Below are 17339 nucleotides of genomic sequence, written 5' to 3' on the forward strand. Positions count from 1 at the left end.
TGGTAGGAGAACTGGTCTCAAACACCACTTCTTTGTTGGTTACCAGTAATGCACAGATGATTTTTAACAAATAGTGTATCTACTACTATTTAATAATGGTTTTTGCAATGGCTTATAAATAATACTGTGATATTTTTAAAAACAATAGATGCTTAGTTTATCTTCATTCCTTCACATATTTTAATGTTTTTTAATAAATTTTTATCCCGGTTCGGAATGAAAATTGGACTCTTTTAGGAACAGAAACCACTTAAAATCTTATGATTATGGACACGAACAGATTCAAGGCATCACACGATTTTAGTAATCTTCAGAAGAACCTGCATAATAATCCGGGTTATAGTGTAGAAAGCTATTCCCAACAGGTGAAAGATTACATTCAGGACATGAAAAGTAAGAATCAGGAGGCAACAAAACATGGATTTATGACGCATGCACAGAAATCAGCAAAAGAAGTCTGGGATGAAATTCAGGAGATGGCTTCAGAAGCCTGGGAGAAAAACAAACATGATTCAGATGAAAAAAAATAAATTTTTAATATTAAAGTTCAATAACCTTACTTTTGTTAGTGAGGTTATTTATTTTTAAACACAATACCATTATAATGAAAGTCTTTATCAATAAAATAATTCCAGAAACAGGAATAAACATGCTGAAAGAATCCGGGTTAGAGATTATATTGCCTGAACACGAGAACCTTTCCTATGAAGAATGGCTGAACTACTGTAAAAATACAGACACTATTTTAAGCATTGGAGCTGAATTTAAATATGACGGCAGTTTCTTTAAAGCCTGCCCGAATGTTAAAGCCATTGCCTTGTACTCCGTAGGTTTTGATCATGTAGATATTAAGGAAGCAACTCAAAGAGGAATCCCGGTGGGAAATACCCCCGATGTGCTGAGCAGGGCCACTTCAGACGTAGCTTTTTTGTTGATGCAGTCCGTTGCAAGAAGAGCCAGCTATAATTTCCGGAAAGTAAAAGAAGGTAATTGGGGAGCTTTTGATCCTTTGCATGCTTTGGGACAGGAACTTTACGGTAAGAGGCTGGGTATTTTCGGATTAGGACGTATTGGCTATGAAATGGCTGAGAAATCAAAGAAAGCTTTTGGTATGGATATCATTTATCATAACCGCCATCAGAATGTACAGGCAGAAAAAGAGCTGGATGCAAAGTATGTTTCTTTTGATGAATTAATTGAGCGCTCTGATGTCTTGAGTGTTCATGCCAGCTTTACCCCTGAACAGGAAGGGCTATTCAGGGATTCCGTATTTAAAAGAATGAAATCCAATGCCATTTTTATCAATACAGCAAGAGGAGGATTTCATCAGCAGAAAGATCTTTATAATGCACTGGTAGACGGACAGATCTGGGGGGCAGGTCTTGATGTTACCAATCCCGAACCTATGTCTGCAGACGATCCGATTCTGGAGCTTTCAAATGTATGTGTTCTGCCTCATATTGGCTCTGCCACCGTGGAAGCAAGAAACGGTATGGCCAGACTCGCAGCCGGAAATATCATTGCTTTTTCAAAAAGAGAAAAAATGCCACATTGTGCTAATCCTGAAGTTTATTCCGGTCATTGATGCTATCTTGGAATTATTTTTGTTCTTCATATATTAACTTTAAAATCTAAATGTCATGACACCGGAAAACAATATTAATGAACAGAACAGAAAACTGGAGCAGATGGATTATAATCCCAACGAAGATATTTTTAGAAAAGAAAAGCATATCTCATTAGACGGAGACGGAAACCCTATTCTGGATGAAGACCTGGATGAGGATAAACTGGATAAAGGCCTGGATATTCCCGGAGCTGATGAAGATGATGACATGGAAGAAATAGGGGAGGAAGATGAAGAAAACAACTATTGAGTCTCAGCGATAACGAGGACGATCACGAAGAAGAAAATGATGATGTCCTGACATAAACAATTAAATACTTGCTATACAAACCTTACTGATTTTTAGTAAGGTTTTTTTTATTGAATTTAACAACTTATTTTGTACGGAGAAATTCCCCTCCGGAGGAGGGGAATTAAAGTGCGTCTTTTCAAATATAGGATTAAAAATTAATGATAGTTATTCTTTATATACACATCAATCAATCGGGGTTTGATATTGTCAACGTTTATTTTCTTTTTTGCTTTTCACCTTTCATTCCTTTTTGTTGCAGGGATTTTATAATTTGAATATCTTTAAAACTTCAAACATTGTTTAAAACATAGAACTTTAAATAGCAATATGACATTTCAGGAACAAATTCAACAGGGGATCCCTCAACAGCTGCCACAGCCTAAGCCATATGAAACAAATATCAACCATGCTCCGAAGCGTAAAGAGATTTTAGGAGAAGAAGAAAAAAAACTGGCATTGAAGAATGCTTTACGTTATTTCGATCCCAAATTTCATGCAGAGCTGATTCCTGAATTTAAGCAGGAACTGGAAGACTACGGAAGAATTTATATGTATCGTTTCCGTCCGGATTATGAAATGAAGGCAAGACCAATCACCGACTATCCGGGAAAATCTGAACAGGCTAAAGCAATCATGCTGATGATCCAGAATAATCTGGATTATGCAGTAGCGCAGCATCCTCATGAATTGATTACTTACGGTGGAAATGGTGCCGTATTCTCCAACTGGGCACAGTATCTCCTGACGATGAAGTATCTGTCTGAAATGAGTGATGAACAGACACTGGTAATGTATTCAGGGCACCCGATGGGGCTGTTTCCTTCACATAAAGATGCTCCGAGAGTAGTGGTAACCAACGGTATGATGATTCCAAATTACTCAAAATCGGATGATTGGGAAAAATTCAATGCGCTTGGAGTAACCCAGTATGGGCAGATGACAGCGGGAAGCTATATGTATATTGGCCCTCAGGGAATTGTTCATGGAACAACAATTACAGCTTTAAATGCCTTCAGGAAGATTAAAAAAGAACCGAAAGGAGGCCTTTTTGTAACCTCAGGATTAGGAGGGATGAGTGGTGCCCAGCCAAAAGCAGGAAATATTGCAGGTTGTGTTACCGTATGTGCGGAAGTAAATCCAAAAATAACAAAGATCCGTCACGACCAGAAGTGGGTGAATGAGATCCATGAAGACCTTGATGCACTGGTAAAGAGAGTAAGGGAAGCACAGGAAAATAAAGAAACGGTTTCTTTGGCTTACCTTGGAAATATTGTTGATGTTTGGGAGAAATTTGATCAGGAAAACCTGAGAATTGATATAGGTTCAGACCAGACTTCACTTCACAACCCTTGGGCTGGTGGATATTATCCTGTAGGCCAGAGTTTTGAGGAATCTAATAAAATGATGGCTGAAGATCCTGAGCTATTTAAAGAAAAAGTTCAGGAAACTTTAAGAAGACACGCTGCAGCAATCAACAGGCATACAGAAAAAGGGACCTATTTCTTCGACTATGGGAATGCTTTCTTACTGGAAGCTTCCAGAGCGGGAGCTGATGTAATGGCAGACAATCCTACTTTGGGCAGGGAGTTCAAATATCCAAGCTATGTTCAGGATATTATGGGGCCTATGTGTTTTGATTATGGCTTTGGGCCTTTCCGTTGGGTATGTACAGCCGGAACCCCTGAAGATCTGAAGAAAACGGATGATATCGCATGTGCTGTGCTGGAAGAGATGATCAAAAGCTCTCCTGAAGAAATTCAGCAGCAGATGAAAGATAATATTCAGTGGATCAAAGGAGCGCAGGAAAATAAACTTGTAGTTGGTTCACAGGCGAGAATCCTTTATGCGGATGCAGAAGGAAGAATGAAGATTGCAGAAGCTTTCAACAAAGCGATCAAGAACGGAGAAATAGGGCCTGTAGTATTGGGAAGAGACCATCATGATGTGTCGGGTACGGATTCTCCTTACAGGGAAACATCCAATATCTATGACGGGTCAAGATTTACAGCAGATATGGCCATTCACAATGTAATCGGTGACAGCTTCCGTGGGGCTACCTGGGTTTCCATCCACAATGGAGGCGGAGTAGGCTGGGGAGAAGTGATCAACGGAGGTTTCGGAATGCTGCTGGACGGAAGTGATGATGCTGACAGAAGACTGAAGTCTATGCTTTTCTGGGACGTGAACAACGGAATCTCAAGAAGAAGCTGGGCAAGAAATGAAGGTGCTGTCTTTGCAATCAAAAGAGCCATGGAAGCAGAGCCTAATTTAAAGGTAACCCTTCCGAACCTTGTAGATGAAAATTTACTGTAATTTATAAAATCAGCTTTGGCAACGATCAACAAAAAACTATTTTCACATCTGAACGTAGAGGATAATGATCCTGTATGGGAGAAGTTTGTTGAGGTTGAATTTCCAAAGAAAAATATATTTCCGGACCACAAAGCCTATCTTCTTGAGGATGGGCTTGTCCGTAAATATTACCTTCACAATACATCAGACATAGATACTGAGATCTGTGCAGAATTTTACTTTCCCGGGGATATTTTTACCGTTGGTAAAGGCTCTGAAGGTATCTATGAATCAATAAATGAAGGCCTGGCATGGGAAATCACACTGGATGAGGTGAAAAATCTGTTTGCTATAAACCCGCACTGCCGTTTCGTACAGAATTACTATCTGAGCAGAAAGCTCAATGCGGCCATGAAAAGGGAAATGCTTTTATTGAAAAATACACCCCAGGATTTATATGAATATCTTCTAAAGCATAAACCTCATTATATCCAGAATATCCCATTAAAATACCTGGCTTCCTATATCGGGATTACCCCAATCTCCTTAAGCAGAATCAGAAAGAGAATTCTGTAAGAAATTGGAAGTTGCTAAGACTATTTTATTTTGCTGAGTGAAATGCCTTTGCGAACATCTTTAAAGTATTTAATTCAAAATCACGGCGAGCACTTCGATAAAGAATCTAATAATTAGTTACCTGTAAACTTACCACTTAACAAACAAAAACTTTGCATGGTTTTATAAACGCAAAGCATCCATTTTAAACCTGCATTATTTTAAGTGAGCAAAGTGTGACTCGATTTTCAATCGATTTGATGAAGCGTACTCTTACCATTAGTTTAATCAACGGCTTTGCCGTCATCTTTGCCTGCTCAGAATCTGCGGCTAATTTGCATTAAAAAAACTCACTATTCATCAATTCAAAGAATAACAATTGAAACTATAACACTATATTAACTTCCAAATTCATCTCCCTAACTAAATTAATTAACTTTTGTTTATTGACTGGCCCTTCGTAAGTTTCTTCCTTTGCTGAAAAAAGAATATGGAAATACAGAAATTAAACTGGGCAGGCATTAAGTTTACTTCACAAAATAAAACGATCTTAATTGACGCTGTAGAAGATTTTTCTTATTACAAGCCTGTTTTAGGGGATGCTGTTGAGGATGTATTGTTGTTTTCAGATCATGTGCAGGCAGATTATATTCTGTTTACGCATATGCATTTAGACCATTTTGATAAAAGTGTTATCAGAAAGTGTCTGAAAAAGGAGGGTAAACTGATTGTCTATTCCGGGTTGGAAAAAGTGGTACGGAAAATAATAGGAGATGTTGAAATGATCATATTGGATCTGGATGAGACCTTTACAGAAAGCAATATCACCTTCAAGCCTGTATTTGCAATGGATGGAGTGGGAGAGATACAGTCTTCCTGGATTGTGGATGACGGAGAGACAAAGATCTTCCATGGCGGAGATACTATCTGGCACAACCAGTTCTGGAAGCTGGGAAAAGAAAATGAGAATATTGATTACGCATTTTTACCGGTGAATGGAGTGGTCGTCAATTTTGAAATCATAGGCCTGGAATACAGCCCTGTTCCGGCTTCCCTCAATCTGAAAGAAGCTTTTGCTGCGGCTCATTTGCTTCATGCAAAAAAACTGGTTCCTATACATTATGGATTGTTTAAGCATGAGAAATGCTACATTCCGCAGGTGTTTGATGATCAGGATTTGGAAAACGTTTCGAAAGAAGTGGGACAGGAGTATATCGTTTTGAAAGATGGAGCGGTGCTGATAGAATCTAGCAACAATAGAAACGGGCTTTAGCCTGTTTTTTGCAGATAATATAATTGGCTTTAGCCGAAATTTAAAATTAAGTTTTGACTAAAGCCTTTTGTTTTTTTATATCAGGTAAATCCCTATGCTATAAAATTTCTTAGAATAAAGGTCGAAAATAATTTTTATCATAAATTTATGCACGATTTAAATAGTTTATATTGCATTCGAGAGTAAGTCCAGAATCAGAAACTTCCTTATATAAATCATTTAATTTCATAATAAAAATAAGAGAGTTAAAATCAGATAGATCGGCAATGTTATTTATTCGTTCAATTAGAAACCATAGGTTAATTTTTTTAACTTCCATTTCTTCTCCATTATCTTCAATTATAAATTCATTATTTTTTAATAATCTTAAAGTATTTAAGGCTTGATCAATTACGTAATTTAGTTTTTGTGGATTTCCCTTTTTTACAAAATATAGTGTTCCTTCTTTATATAAATCCATTTTTTCCACTCTATATCTTCTTGCTAGAGTTACATTTTCAGTATGAATGTTTATATACCCATCATTTTCCCTATTATTATTAAATGTAGTTTCTGTTATTAGTATTGGATAATCGAAATCTGGATTATGGTTTAAAGTAATTCTTTTAACTTTTTCGTTTAATAAATTAATATATGATCGATTAAATCTATGCCATTTACCATCAATTAGTGTTTCACGGTCATCTGTAATAAATTGTAAAATTGTCTTCAAAGCTTTATAAAAGTTTCGACCTTCTTCACGAATAACTTTTACTTGAATATTATTAATGTTTTGATACAAATCAATGTGATTATTTTCTATAAATAATTTTAAATTCTCAATTGATAGTTCATGGAATTCTTCACTTTCAATATTTGTACCTTTTAACTTAAATACAAATATTGCATTATCTGTAAAAACAAAATCGACTCCTGATAAATCAAATTCATCATTTTCAACATTAGGATCTAAATTATTGATAGCATCCGATACCAATAAATCTAATCTTTCAATTTCTTGTGATTCTTTAATCAATTCTGCTTTTGGAAAGTTAGCTAACGGTTCATCTGTTAATTTTGTTTCAATTTGTTGGATTAATCTTGGTAATTCATTAATTTGGATATCCACATTTAATTGTACTGAATGACCAAAACTTGCAATTTTACCCCATAGATCGGGTGATATGGTTTTTGCTTTTAGAAAATGTAAGGATTCTCCACTATCATAGTCTAATGAAGTGTTTTCTGAAAATGAAGTAATAGTTTTGTTCTTTTTTGATTTATAATATTTAGAATTTTTTAATCTTAAATTATTTATATCTATAATTCTTTCGGCTAAATTTATTCCAAATTCTGAATCACAGAATTCTTTAAGATAAAAGTGCGTTTTTCCTAAACTTATTGCATAACATGAGGTTGGATTATAAATTAATAGACAAGCAAAATAGATTTGATTTTCTGGAGGCGGTACATTATTAAGGAATCTTCTGTAAAAATCTGTCCACCATATTTCTACTGAGTCAGGATTAGTTGATAGAAAAAAGTCTAATTCAAAATTTGATATGTTGGTATTATTAATTAAATGTAATCCTATAGTATCAAATTTTGCAGTTAAAGAATCTTTACTTGTTCTAGGGATTTTATAAATGTTGAATTTAGGCATTAGTTTAAATTAAAAGTTATTCTCTAAATATATGTAGTATTTATTGAATAGTATTACGGTTTCCCGTAACTCAAAACTTGCCACCTCAAAAGCATCCCCGTTTGTAACCTTCCCAACCTCTCCGAAACTTTAAAACAATATCAAAACAAATCTCCAGAGTCCTCGGTTTGTTAAAAACAAGTATGTTTATGACTTCCCGAGATCTCGGGAAGTCACCTGCAAATTGTGGGAAACCTCTGGAGGAGTCGGGAAGGGTGTTTTAAATTTGTTTGTAACTAAACAACTTTTTTATATATTTGATTGTTATTCATTAAAAATAAAAACACACAAATGAAAATTGCACTCACTGAACTGAGTACTAAAGATCTTGCGACTTTAGCTCAAAGAATTATTTCCAATGCCCAATCCGGCAAATATCCTGTTATCATAAATCATCCTCTTGTAGGAGCTTTAGGAGCCTCATATGCAGAATATGATAAAGTGTATACCAAACAGATCTACAGTGGAAAAGGAATAGATGTGGCAACAGCAGATCAGGAAAGGGATATAGCCTACAGAAACCTGAAAGCATTCCTGAACGGCTACAGAAAACTATCAACAGCAAAGAATTATCAAGCTGCAGAAGAGCTGTATATGGTGTTTAAAAGTTTTGGACTAAACATTGACAGGCTGAGTTATTCTTCCCAGACTGCTCAAATGAAAAAACTGATAGAACAACTGGAAACTCCGGAAAATAAACAGAAGATAAGTCTTCTTGCTTTAGAAAATGCCTTTGCAGAAATGAAAGGCAAGCAGGAAACTTTTGAAAGTCTGTTTGCAGACCAGGCAGTAGCCAATGCAGATCTTCGGCAGATGACAAGCGCCAGTGCCATCCGTAAGGATCTGGAGAAAAATTTGAAATCTTATTTCAATCTGCTTACGGCCATGAAGGATGTATCCGGGTGGGAACTTTTTTATAACGATACCAATGAACTTGTGAAGGCCGCAAAAAACTCTTCGCTAGGGAAAAAAGAGGGGAGTGATACAGCACCGGAAAAATAAGCTACTGATTTTTAGTAAACGCAAAGACCTAAGGTTTTAAAAATATCCAGTGTTCAATTTTATCGGAGATAAAATCTTTGCGCCTTAAGCGGTGTTTCTTTATATTACTTGCGTCTTTGCGATTTCCAACCATAACATAAAAAACTCAGCACATTGCTGAGTTTTTTTTATCTCTTCTTAAAAGTTTTTATTTCTTCCTGCAACCTTTGGTTTTCCTTTTTCAGATGCTCTATAAAGTCTCTCTGATTTTCCAGAAGAAATTCGGGAACATTACAATAAAGATTACCATTGATATTATTTCCAAAACCACTACTTGCAGTAATATTTTCAAAATGATTAACCTGTTTAGCTTCCTCTTCTTCATAGATTTCCTCTAAAGGAACTTCCAGGAAATGGGCAAGTTTTTCCCATTCTTCTTTTCTTATAGCCACATCTCCGCTTTCTTTTCTGCTGTAGTTAGAGACATCTGTAGCAATGAAATCAGCAACCTGCTGCTGAGTGAAGCCTTTTCTTTTTCTTACGCTGCGTAGTTTTTCTTTTTGCATGACCCGTATTTTCTACAAATATGCAAAATATTACCCAAAAAAAACAATCAATTTTGAAAGGGATATGAATAATAAAAAAAATGGAACATTTTATTGGTTGTTGGTTATCAGTTATAGGAAATTGCAAGGGGATGCAAACGTCTTTCCAACCTTTTTCATCCCGGGAGCATCTTTATAAGTAAAAGAGATCCTATGAAAATTATAATACCAAAACCCTGTCATGAGAACTGGGAAAATATGACAGAAGATGAAAGAGGAAAATTTTGCAGTGTATGTTCTAAAACGGTCCACGATTTTACTGCCTCCTCAGACGAAGAACTCATCAATAGCTTGGGTTCAGGCCAAAATATATGTGGAAGATTCCGGGAAGATCAGTTGGGACGAAATCTGAACCTTTCACTTACAGGCAAGCTGGCAATGGGATTGCTGATTGCCGGTGGAGCCTTAGGAACTGTCAATGCACAGGAAGCTAAACCACAGGAGATAAAAACTACAGAACTTCCAAGGATAACAGGTAAAGTTGCAGTTGATCAAACCGTTTACAGAAGTGAATCATTCAGGATAGGAGCTTCAGTTTCAAAACCGCCAGAAAGAGCTATGGTTGTGTTGAATGGCAAGAGGGTTTCAGAAGATAAGTTAAAGGCATTAAAATCTGAAGATATAAAAACAATCAATACGCTTTCCCCTAAAGATGCAGTACGACAATACGGCAAAGCAGGTAAAAACGGAGCGATTATAGTGACAACCAAAAAGAAAAGATAACCGCATCACCAGAAAACTTTGAGAATTAGAATCAAAACCTGCCAATCGGCAGGTTTTGATATTGTATGGCTATTACAGGTATTTTTTTTGAAATGATATTTGCTGATTTTTCAGTCTGTTATAAAATAGCTTCGGCGATCGAAGATCGCCGGAGCTGTTAAAATATTTTTTAAAACAAAAACCTATGATTTCACAGCTGCAATTGCCGCTTCATAGTTCGGCTCCTGTGAAATATCCGGAACCTGTTCCTCATAGATTATTTTTCCTGAAGGATCTATGACAACAACAGCTCTGCTCAGCAGCCCTTTCATGGATGAATCTATCATTTCCACCCCATAGTTCCAGCCGAAATCAGACCGGAAATCTGAAAGCATCACTACATTTTTGATCCCTTCTGCACCGCAGAACCTTTTCTGGGCAAATGGTAAATCTTTGGAAATACAAAGTACTACCGTATTGGGAAGGTTGCCCGCTTCTTCATTGAAATGATGCACTGAGGCTGAACAGACGCCCGTATCTACACTTGGAAAGATATTCAGGATGACATATCTGCCTTTGTAGGAATCCAGGGTCTGATCATTCATATTGACGTCTGTAAGGGTAAATTTAGGAGCCGGTTTATTAAGCGCCGGTAAATGGGAATAGGTACGTACTGGTTCTCCCCGCATCAAAACCGTATTGGGAGCTTTGGTATTTTGGGCGAAAGCCATTGCAGAAAAGAATAATAGTGTACTGAAAACTAGTTTTGAAAACATGAAAATTTATTTTTAAACAAAATTATTCTTTTTTCAGGAGCTGGGGTTAATTTTTGTTTAAATAGAATAAATCTATTAACAGGCTGTTTCATTCCATCTATTTTACATCTACCTTTATATTATCAAATCCTGATGAACCTTATTACATTAAAAAAAGAAAAATTTATGAGTCCAGAAAATACAGCATCATTTCATGATATTTTTAAAAGCGAAAACGAAATTCCTGAAGAGTTCAAAGTTCCGGAAATCCATCAGAAGGTATATCTTCTCAATGGCGAGCTGGTAGAATGGAAAGGAGAAACTCAGAATATCTATTCTCCGGTATGCATTCCTGCACAAAACGGATTGGAGAGAAAATTATTGGGAAGCATTCCGAATATTGGCCCGGAAGAAGCGATGGAAGTTCTGGAAGCATGTGTGAAAGCTTATGACAATGGTCTGGGAGAATGGCCCACCATGTCTGTGGAAGGAAGAATAAAATGTATGCAGAAATTTGTGTACCTGATGATCCGGGAGCGTGACCTGATCATTAAGCTGCTGATGTGGGAAATTGGTAAAACACTGGCAGATTCTACAAAAGAATTTGACCGTACAGTAGATTATATCAACCAGACTATTGATGCTTTAAAAGATCTGGACAGAGAATCTTCCCGTTTCCAGCAGGCAGAAGGTACCATTGCACAGATCAGAAGAGCTCCGCTTGGGGTGGTGCTGAGTATGGGGCCATTCAACTATCCTTTGAATGAGATTTTTACTACACTGATCCCTGCGCTCATCATGGGAAATACCATTTTGTTTAAACTTCCTAAACACGGAGTATTGGCACATTATCCTTTGTTGAATGCCTTCAAAGAAGCTTTTCCCAAAGGAACTGTAAATACGCTGTATGGAAAAGGTTCGGAAATTATCACTCCGATCATGGAAAGCGGAAAAGTGAATGTACTGGCCTTTATCGGGTCCAGTAAAGTTGCCAATGGATTGAAGAAGCTGCATCCGAAAGTAAACCGCTTACGGGCAATCCTGAGCCTGGACGCCAAAAATGCAGCCATTGTCACAAAAAATGCCAACCTGGATGTGGCGGTAAGTGAATGTATTCTGGGATCGCTTTCTTTTAACGGTCAGCGTTGTACAGCTTTGAAACTGATATTTGTACAGAAAGAAATTGCTTTAGAATTTACAGAAAAGCTGAGTGCTGCCGTCTCTGCCCTTAAAGGAGGACTGCCATGGGAAAAAGATGTGAAAGTAACTCCACTTCCGGAAGTGAATAAACCTCCTTATTTAAAAGAATGTATTGAAGATGCACTGGCGAAAGGAGCTGCAGTGCTGAATAAAGACGGAGGGTATACGGAAGAGTCTTTTGTGTTCCCGGCTGTAGTGTATCCGGTAAACAATGAGATGAAACTGTATCATGAGGAACAGTTTGGGCCGGTAATTCCTGTTGTTCCGTTTGAAGATATTGAAGAGCCGATAGACTATCAGGTCAATGCATCTCACGGAATGCAGGTGAGTATTTTCAGTGAAGATCCGGAGGAAGTAGCCAGATTGATCGATCCGTTTGTGAATCTTGTAAGCCGTGTGAATATCAACTGCCAGGCTCAGCGTGGCCCGGATGTATTTCCGTTCACCGGCCGCAAAGACAGTGCAGAAGGCACACTTTCTGTTTTTGATGCGCTCCGTTCATTTTCTATCAGGTCTTTGGTTGCCGCAAAGCTGACGGAATCCAACAAAACACTATTAAATACCATCGTCAGAGAACATGATTCCAACTTTTTAAGTACCGATTATATTTTTTAATACCCATCCATAGTGTATTTAACATAAAATAAAAATCCCTAATAAACTTCTTTTTTTTTTAGGGATTTATTAAATTTATACCTTAAGATTGATACTTTTTATAAATAAGGTAATGTTTTTGTAAATATTACTAAAGGATTAGTGTATACCCCATGTCTTCACTGGAAAAAGAATTTTTAGAGAAAATTGAAAAGCACAAAGGTGTTGTTTTCAAGATCTCTAAAATGTATATGGATAATAAAGATGATCAGAATGACCTCTATCAGGAGATCATTTACCAGGCCTGGAAGTCATACGGTGATTTTCAAAAGAGAAGTGATTTCTCTACATGGTTGTACCGTACTGCACTCAATACTGCAATTGTCTTTCTGCGAAGCGAAAAAAAACGTAGTTTTATCAGGAATCAGGATATTGACGGATTGAGTACTGCACAGGAACCTTACAATGATACAGATGATAAAAACATGAAGCTGATGTTTGACGCAATTCATCAATTGAGCCCCATTGATAAAGCCCTGATTTTTTTCTTTCTGGAAGACTTTCCCGGGAAAGAAATTGCTGTTCAGTTAGGAATTACTGAGGTGAATGCAAGGGTAAAGCTTAAAAGAGCAAAAGAAAAACTAAAGGAGATCATTGTGAAACAACAAAAAGCAAACACAAATTAAAACACAATAATGGAACTAGAAAATTTTAAAGAACTTTGGAATAAAGATACAGGCCAGGAGCTGCCTGAGATTTCCCTGGAAAAGCAACGTGAAATACATTCCCCGCTTCAGATGCTGAAAATCAATATGAAAACTGAATTCTGGCTGATGATTGTCACATTACCATTGCTTTTAACCAATTTTCCGTTTGCATCTACCGATTCAAATATCAGAATTATATCTACGTTTGTCACCATTCTGACAATTGCTTTTATGATGTATTTCTATTCAAGATTTCTGAAACTTTATAAATTACTCCGGAAGAACAGTATTAATACGAACTATGATCTGTTTAATCTGAAAACCCAGCTTCTTATATCGAAAGAAATTTACATTTCATATTATATTACCTATATTCCGTTAGGCTTTCTTTTATCTTTGATCAAGATCAGTTTTCATTTTGATATGGAATACAATCTTGCTATTTTCGGGATCAGTCTTCTGATCACTGTAGGGTTAGTATTTTTTATGATCAGGTATTGGATTTATTATATGTACGGAAGATACATTGATGACGTGGTACGCCTTGTAGATGAGCTTAACGGTATTGAACCGGCAGATTCTGACGTCAAAAAGAAAATAACATGGTTTGAGCGGTCTCAGAAATTTTTTATGAACAAATTAGGTGTCAGCGGAAATATCCTGAATACTGTTTTATGGTTTGTACTGATGTATTTTTTCATCATTGCTTTCCTTACCCTGATTCTTCTGATCTTCATTATTATCGGGATTAAATTAAACTTCATTGATGCAATTACTTTACAAAGGGCTTTAAACAGATTGAACTAAGTTGTCCTGTCAATATCAGGTATTGCACTTTTTCTGATGATACTGACAGATTTTCTATTATACCCTTACATTTTTAAATCAATCGGAGACGGATGATATATAAAATATACCGGCAGAAATTTTTTTTGTCGGTTTTTTTATAAAAAGAATGTAACATTTTCACTTTTTTTCTACTAACTACGAAAATTAGAATAGAAGATTGATTGTACTATGGTAATATTACAATCAGTTGTTAAGAATAAAAATCCACAAAATTATTTCGTACAAATGCTATCCTAAAAATAGTAGAAGCTAAAAAACACACGATGAGAGCCTGGCAGTATTTCTGTCGGGTTTTTTATTTTTTTAAATTGGCTGTAACATTTTTTTTGAACGTAAACTAACTCTATAGAGTAACAAGCTATGACCTCATTAGAACAAGAGTTTATAAGTAAGATTGAAAAACATAAAGGAATCATTTTTAAGATTTCTAAAATGTACATGTCTGAAGAAGATGATCGTAATGATCTTTTTCAGGAAATTACCTATCAGCTCTGGAAAGCCTACCCAGGTTTCAGAGGACAAAGTGAGTTTTCCACCTGGTTATACAGAATCGCTTTAAATACCGCCCTGATCTTCCTTAAATCTGAAAAAAGAAGAAGCTTTATTGCCAATGAAGATTTTTCCAAGTATGCGTTGGAACAGGAAGACTATGATGATCAGAAAGAAGAAAAACTGACTGAAATGTATCAGGCTATTCATCAGCTTAATCCGATTGATAAAGCGTTCATATTCTATTATCTGGAAGATTTTTCCGGAAAACAGATTGCCGATGAAATGGGGATTTCGGAAGGGAATGCAAGAGTAAAAATGAACCGGGCCAAAAATAAATTAAAAGATATCTTAAGCCAAAATAAATTAAAACAACATTTAAATCAGTAATCCAATGAATATCGATGAATTGAAAAATACCTGGAACGAAGATATTGCGGAAGAAACTCCGGAAATAAATATAGAGCAAAGAAATAAAATCAACCTCCCCCTGGAAAAAATACGTAAAAATATGCGCATGGAGTTCTGGTGGATCATAGGAATCTTTGTTTTTGCCTTCATGGTCTGTTCTGTTTGCCGGCCTTTCAAACTCCAATTGTATATTACGGTTTTGATAGCATCCATGCTCATTGTTACCGTCTTCTTTTATAATAAGTTTTTTAAGCTATACAATGAGATCAGTAATCCTGTCCCCAAAACCTATGATTCGCTGAAAGACCTGATCATGCAGCTCAATCTTAATAAACAATATTATCTGTCCTATTATATCAGCTTTGCCCCGTTTTTGGTGTGCGAAATCCTGATTGTTCTTGAGTTTATCCCATGGCCTGAGCCCCTGAGTGAAATTAAAATTGCGATTATACTCATTGGTACAGTGATCGGAGGACTATTCCTGTTGTATCTTTCCGGTAAATTCTGGTTCCACCGTTACTATGGAAGATATATTCACCATATTGAAAGGCTGCTTGAAGAGTTGAAGAACTAGTTTCGGCGGGCTGAAAGCCCGCCGAAACTAGTTTATATCCATAATTTAGGTAAAACTGTTTACCATCTCTATAAACCTGCTTATTCTTTATTTTCCTTAGAAATCTCATTCCTGATCCAATCCAGCTGTGGATCTTTTTTATCAATAATGTCCTGCATACTTTCATGTATAACGATATCAGGGATTACCCCTTTTTTTGAATCTGAAAAATCAATATTTGGCTGCACAAGAAGCAATCCGATAGGAAAACGGATTTCTGAGTTGGGAAGCTTCTGATAAGAATAAAATCCGGCTACCGTTCCGTCATTTGCCCCTCCGGTTTCTTCTCCTACAAGAGTTGCTCTTTTATCATTCTTTAGTTTAGCGGTAATGATAGAAGATGCAGAAAAGCTGCCGCCGTTGATCAGGACAAAAACTTTACCATGAAAAGCATTTTTGCTGGGTTTAGTCGGTTTATCAGCTTTCATTTTGTAGAAAACTTTCCCATCTTTTTTGTAAGTGCTGAAAGCCTGGGCAAAAAAGTAACTGGGGTAGGCAATACTTTTAAGAGCATACTCAAAAGGACCGCTTTTTCTGAAATAATTGGTTCTTAAAGGAATATCTCTGGATGTGACCTGAGATGGTTTGATCAGTGTAAATGGTTTATCCGTGAGGTAAGAGTACAGATTATTGATCTCGTACAGGGAACCACCGTAGTTATTCCGTACATCTATAATCAGATACTTTGACTCTGCATTTTTGATCTTAGAAAATGTCTTCTTATAAAACTCATCAGAATATTCCCTGGAGAAACTTTTTACCTTTATATAAGCTATTGTACTGTCTTTATCCAGGAATTTGAAACTCCGGTTGTAAGAATTGCTGGCGGCAACATAGTCATTCAGTTTCTTTTCGGCAGTCCTTTTTTGCATTTCCTTATCTTTTTCAAGATCCGTATTTGATTTGGATTCCCGGGTTAAAGTATAAGTATGTTTTTCCCCATTATAAAGAGTGGTAAGCGTTACCTGGCTGGCAAGTCCGTTTTCTGCAGTATAAAAATTAAAAAAAAGATCCTTTAAAAAATAAGGCTGAAAAGTAGTATTGTAGCCATCACTGCTGATCAGGCTGCGGTATTTTTTGATGTAATCCGAAATCGGAACCTGGTTGATGGATAAGATTTCAGTACCGGGTTTTATATTTTCAATAGAGTCAGGGTTCTGAACAATATACATTCTGTCACCGTCTACATAATATTCAAAACGGCTGAAAAGTCCCTTCTGGTGTTCAAATTTCTTAATTTCCTTTTTGGTAAATTTCTTTCTGGGAATTCTTAAAGAAAGATGTCCTTCACGGATTCCTGCTATTACCGGCTGTAATTTGAAATAAAACTGGAGAGGGGTAAGCGGCTCATTCAGGGTTTGTTTAAGGCTGTCAAACTTGTGTTCCAATTCCTGCTTGGGAATGTACCAGTACAATTGAGGGTGCATTTGCTTCAGCTTGGAATAGGCATAGTCTACATCCTCTTTAAGCTGCTCCGGAGAAATACATGAAGCCCGCTGTTCGTTGTGTCTTTTTATAGATGCACATGACGAAAGCATAGCGAGAAGAAATATTACCGAATAATTTTTCAATGTACTTTGAGTTTTTTAAGCTGCTAAAATAGAAAGTTTTAAATTAATCATCACTTAAATGAATGATAAATTTTCTGAAAAACATGATAAATTTAGTTAAAAAAATGTAGCCAAACTATCCGTATTTTCATTTCAAAACAAA

General features: G+C 36.4%; 17 protein-coding genes. 13 read left to right on the top strand and 4 right to left on the bottom strand.

Going from position 1 to position 17339, the window contains the following annotated elements; all coding sequences use genetic code 11:
- Positions 1-266: 266 nt before the first annotated feature.
- From ACTJJF_RS02270 to ACTJJF_RS02295, 6 genes are all read left to right on the top strand, one after another.
- A complete protein-coding gene (locus ACTJJF_RS02270) occupies positions 267-530 on the top strand; it encodes a prevent-host-death protein (protein ID WP_440698538.1) in 264 nt (87 codons plus the stop codon).
- A gap of 74 nt (positions 531-604) precedes the next feature.
- Entirely contained in the window at positions 605-1585 is a 981-nt protein-coding gene (locus ACTJJF_RS02275; protein ID WP_440698539.1) for a 2-hydroxyacid dehydrogenase, read from the top strand.
- A gap of 55 nt (positions 1586-1640) precedes the next feature.
- Positions 1641-1877, top strand: a complete 237-nt coding sequence (locus ACTJJF_RS02280) for a hypothetical protein (protein WP_440698540.1) — start codon at positions 1641-1643, stop codon at positions 1875-1877.
- Positions 1878-2246: 369 nt separating this feature from the next.
- The gene (locus ACTJJF_RS02285; protein WP_440698541.1) at positions 2247-4232 is read left to right on the top strand and encodes a urocanate hydratase; all 1986 of its coding nucleotides are present in this window, start codon (positions 2247-2249) and stop codon (positions 4230-4232) included.
- A 15-nt stretch (positions 4233-4247) separates the two neighbouring features.
- Positions 4248-4787, top strand: coding sequence for a Crp/Fnr family transcriptional regulator (locus tag ACTJJF_RS02290; RefSeq protein ID WP_430801118.1), 540 nt, complete (start codon positions 4248-4250; stop codon positions 4785-4787).
- A gap of 469 nt (positions 4788-5256) precedes the next feature.
- On the top strand, positions 5257-6039 hold the full coding sequence (locus tag ACTJJF_RS02295; RefSeq protein ID WP_440698542.1) for an MBL fold metallo-hydrolase: 783 nt from the start codon (positions 5257-5259) through the stop codon (positions 6037-6039).
- A gap of 145 nt (positions 6040-6184) precedes the next feature.
- Here the strand turns inward: ACTJJF_RS02295 and ACTJJF_RS02300 are convergent, their stop codons facing one another.
- Positions 6185-7681, bottom strand: a complete 1497-nt coding sequence (locus ACTJJF_RS02300) for a DUF6119 family protein (protein WP_440698543.1) — start codon at positions 7679-7681, stop codon at positions 6185-6187.
- 330 nt (positions 7682-8011) lie between these two features.
- On the opposite strand from ACTJJF_RS02300, the gene ACTJJF_RS02305 reads away from it, so the two are divergent.
- Positions 8012-8722, top strand: a complete 711-nt coding sequence (locus tag ACTJJF_RS02305; protein WP_440698544.1) for a DUF6261 family protein — start codon at positions 8012-8014, stop codon at positions 8720-8722.
- 167 nt (positions 8723-8889) lie between these two features.
- Here the strand turns inward: ACTJJF_RS02305 and ACTJJF_RS02310 are convergent, their stop codons facing one another.
- A complete protein-coding gene (locus ACTJJF_RS02310; RefSeq protein ID WP_440698545.1) occupies positions 8890-9267 on the bottom strand; it encodes a helix-turn-helix domain-containing protein in 378 nt (125 codons plus the stop codon).
- A gap of 192 nt (positions 9268-9459) precedes the next feature.
- On the opposite strand from ACTJJF_RS02310, the gene ACTJJF_RS02315 reads away from it, so the two are divergent.
- Complete coding sequence (locus ACTJJF_RS02315) at positions 9460-10029, top strand: hypothetical protein (RefSeq protein WP_440698546.1); 570 nt, start codon at positions 9460-9462, stop codon at positions 10027-10029.
- Positions 10030-10211: 182 nt separating this feature from the next.
- Here ACTJJF_RS02315 and tpx read toward each other — a convergent pair whose 3' ends face one another.
- A complete protein-coding gene (gene tpx, locus ACTJJF_RS02320) occupies positions 10212-10784 on the bottom strand; it encodes a thiol peroxidase (protein ID WP_440698547.1) in 573 nt (190 codons plus the stop codon).
- Between the two features lie 165 nt (positions 10785-10949).
- On the opposite strand from tpx, the gene ACTJJF_RS02325 reads away from it, so the two are divergent.
- From ACTJJF_RS02325 to ACTJJF_RS02345, 5 genes are all read left to right on the top strand, one after another.
- On the top strand, positions 10950-12578 hold the full coding sequence (locus tag ACTJJF_RS02325) for an NADP-dependent glyceraldehyde-3-phosphate dehydrogenase (protein ID WP_440698548.1): 1629 nt from the start codon (positions 10950-10952) through the stop codon (positions 12576-12578).
- Positions 12579-12730: 152 nt separating this feature from the next.
- On the top strand, positions 12731-13243 hold the full coding sequence (locus tag ACTJJF_RS02330; RefSeq protein WP_440698549.1) for an RNA polymerase sigma factor: 513 nt from the start codon (positions 12731-12733) through the stop codon (positions 13241-13243).
- A gap of 9 nt (positions 13244-13252) precedes the next feature.
- Positions 13253-14071, top strand: a complete 819-nt coding sequence (locus ACTJJF_RS02335) for a hypothetical protein (protein ID WP_440698550.1) — start codon at positions 13253-13255, stop codon at positions 14069-14071.
- 402 nt (positions 14072-14473) lie between these two features.
- Positions 14474-14992, top strand: coding sequence for an RNA polymerase sigma factor (locus ACTJJF_RS02340; protein ID WP_440698551.1), 519 nt, complete (start codon positions 14474-14476; stop codon positions 14990-14992).
- Between the two features lie 4 nt (positions 14993-14996).
- Positions 14997-15587, top strand: a complete 591-nt coding sequence (locus ACTJJF_RS02345; protein ID WP_440698552.1) for a hypothetical protein — start codon at positions 14997-14999, stop codon at positions 15585-15587.
- Positions 15588-15667: 80 nt separating this feature from the next.
- On the opposite strand, the gene ACTJJF_RS02350 is transcribed toward ACTJJF_RS02345, so the two are convergent.
- A complete protein-coding gene (locus ACTJJF_RS02350; protein ID WP_440698553.1) occupies positions 15668-17197 on the bottom strand; it encodes a S41 family peptidase in 1530 nt (509 codons plus the stop codon).
- Positions 17198-17339 lie beyond the last annotated feature (142 nt).

The organism is Chryseobacterium sp. 22458 (assembly GCF_052044975.1).
Lineage (GTDB): Bacteria > Bacteroidota > Bacteroidia > Flavobacteriales > Weeksellaceae > Chryseobacterium.

Coding starts and splice junctions, on each gene's coding strand:
- ACTJJF_RS02270 (WP_440698538.1), top strand. CDS start 267: ATGGACACGAACAGATTCAAGGCATCACACGATTTTAGTAATCTTCAG.
- ACTJJF_RS02275 (WP_440698539.1), top strand. CDS start 605: ATGAAAGTCTTTATCAATAAAATAATTCCAGAAACAGGAATAAACATG.
- ACTJJF_RS02280 (WP_440698540.1), top strand. CDS start 1,641: ATGACACCGGAAAACAATATTAATGAACAGAACAGAAAACTGGAGCAG.
- ACTJJF_RS02285 (WP_440698541.1), top strand. CDS start 2,247: ATGACATTTCAGGAACAAATTCAACAGGGGATCCCTCAACAGCTGCCA.
- ACTJJF_RS02295 (WP_440698542.1), top strand. CDS start 5,257: ATGGAAATACAGAAATTAAACTGGGCAGGCATTAAGTTTACTTCACAA.
- ACTJJF_RS02300 (WP_440698543.1), bottom strand. CDS start 7,681: ATGCCTAAATTCAACATTTATAAAATCCCTAGAACAAGTAAAGATTCT.
- ACTJJF_RS02305 (WP_440698544.1), top strand. CDS start 8,012: ATGAAAATTGCACTCACTGAACTGAGTACTAAAGATCTTGCGACTTTA.
- ACTJJF_RS02310 (WP_440698545.1), bottom strand. CDS start 9,267: ATGCAAAAAGAAAAACTACGCAGCGTAAGAAAAAGAAAAGGCTTCACT.
- ACTJJF_RS02315 (WP_440698546.1), top strand. CDS start 9,460: ATGAAAATTATAATACCAAAACCCTGTCATGAGAACTGGGAAAATATG.
- tpx (WP_440698547.1), bottom strand. CDS start 10,784: ATGTTTTCAAAACTAGTTTTCAGTACACTATTATTCTTTTCTGCAATG.
- ACTJJF_RS02325 (WP_440698548.1), top strand. CDS start 10,950: ATGAGTCCAGAAAATACAGCATCATTTCATGATATTTTTAAAAGCGAA.
- ACTJJF_RS02330 (WP_440698549.1), top strand. CDS start 12,731: ATGTCTTCACTGGAAAAAGAATTTTTAGAGAAAATTGAAAAGCACAAA.
- ACTJJF_RS02335 (WP_440698550.1), top strand. CDS start 13,253: ATGGAACTAGAAAATTTTAAAGAACTTTGGAATAAAGATACAGGCCAG.
- ACTJJF_RS02340 (WP_440698551.1), top strand. CDS start 14,474: ATGACCTCATTAGAACAAGAGTTTATAAGTAAGATTGAAAAACATAAA.
- ACTJJF_RS02345 (WP_440698552.1), top strand. CDS start 14,997: ATGAATATCGATGAATTGAAAAATACCTGGAACGAAGATATTGCGGAA.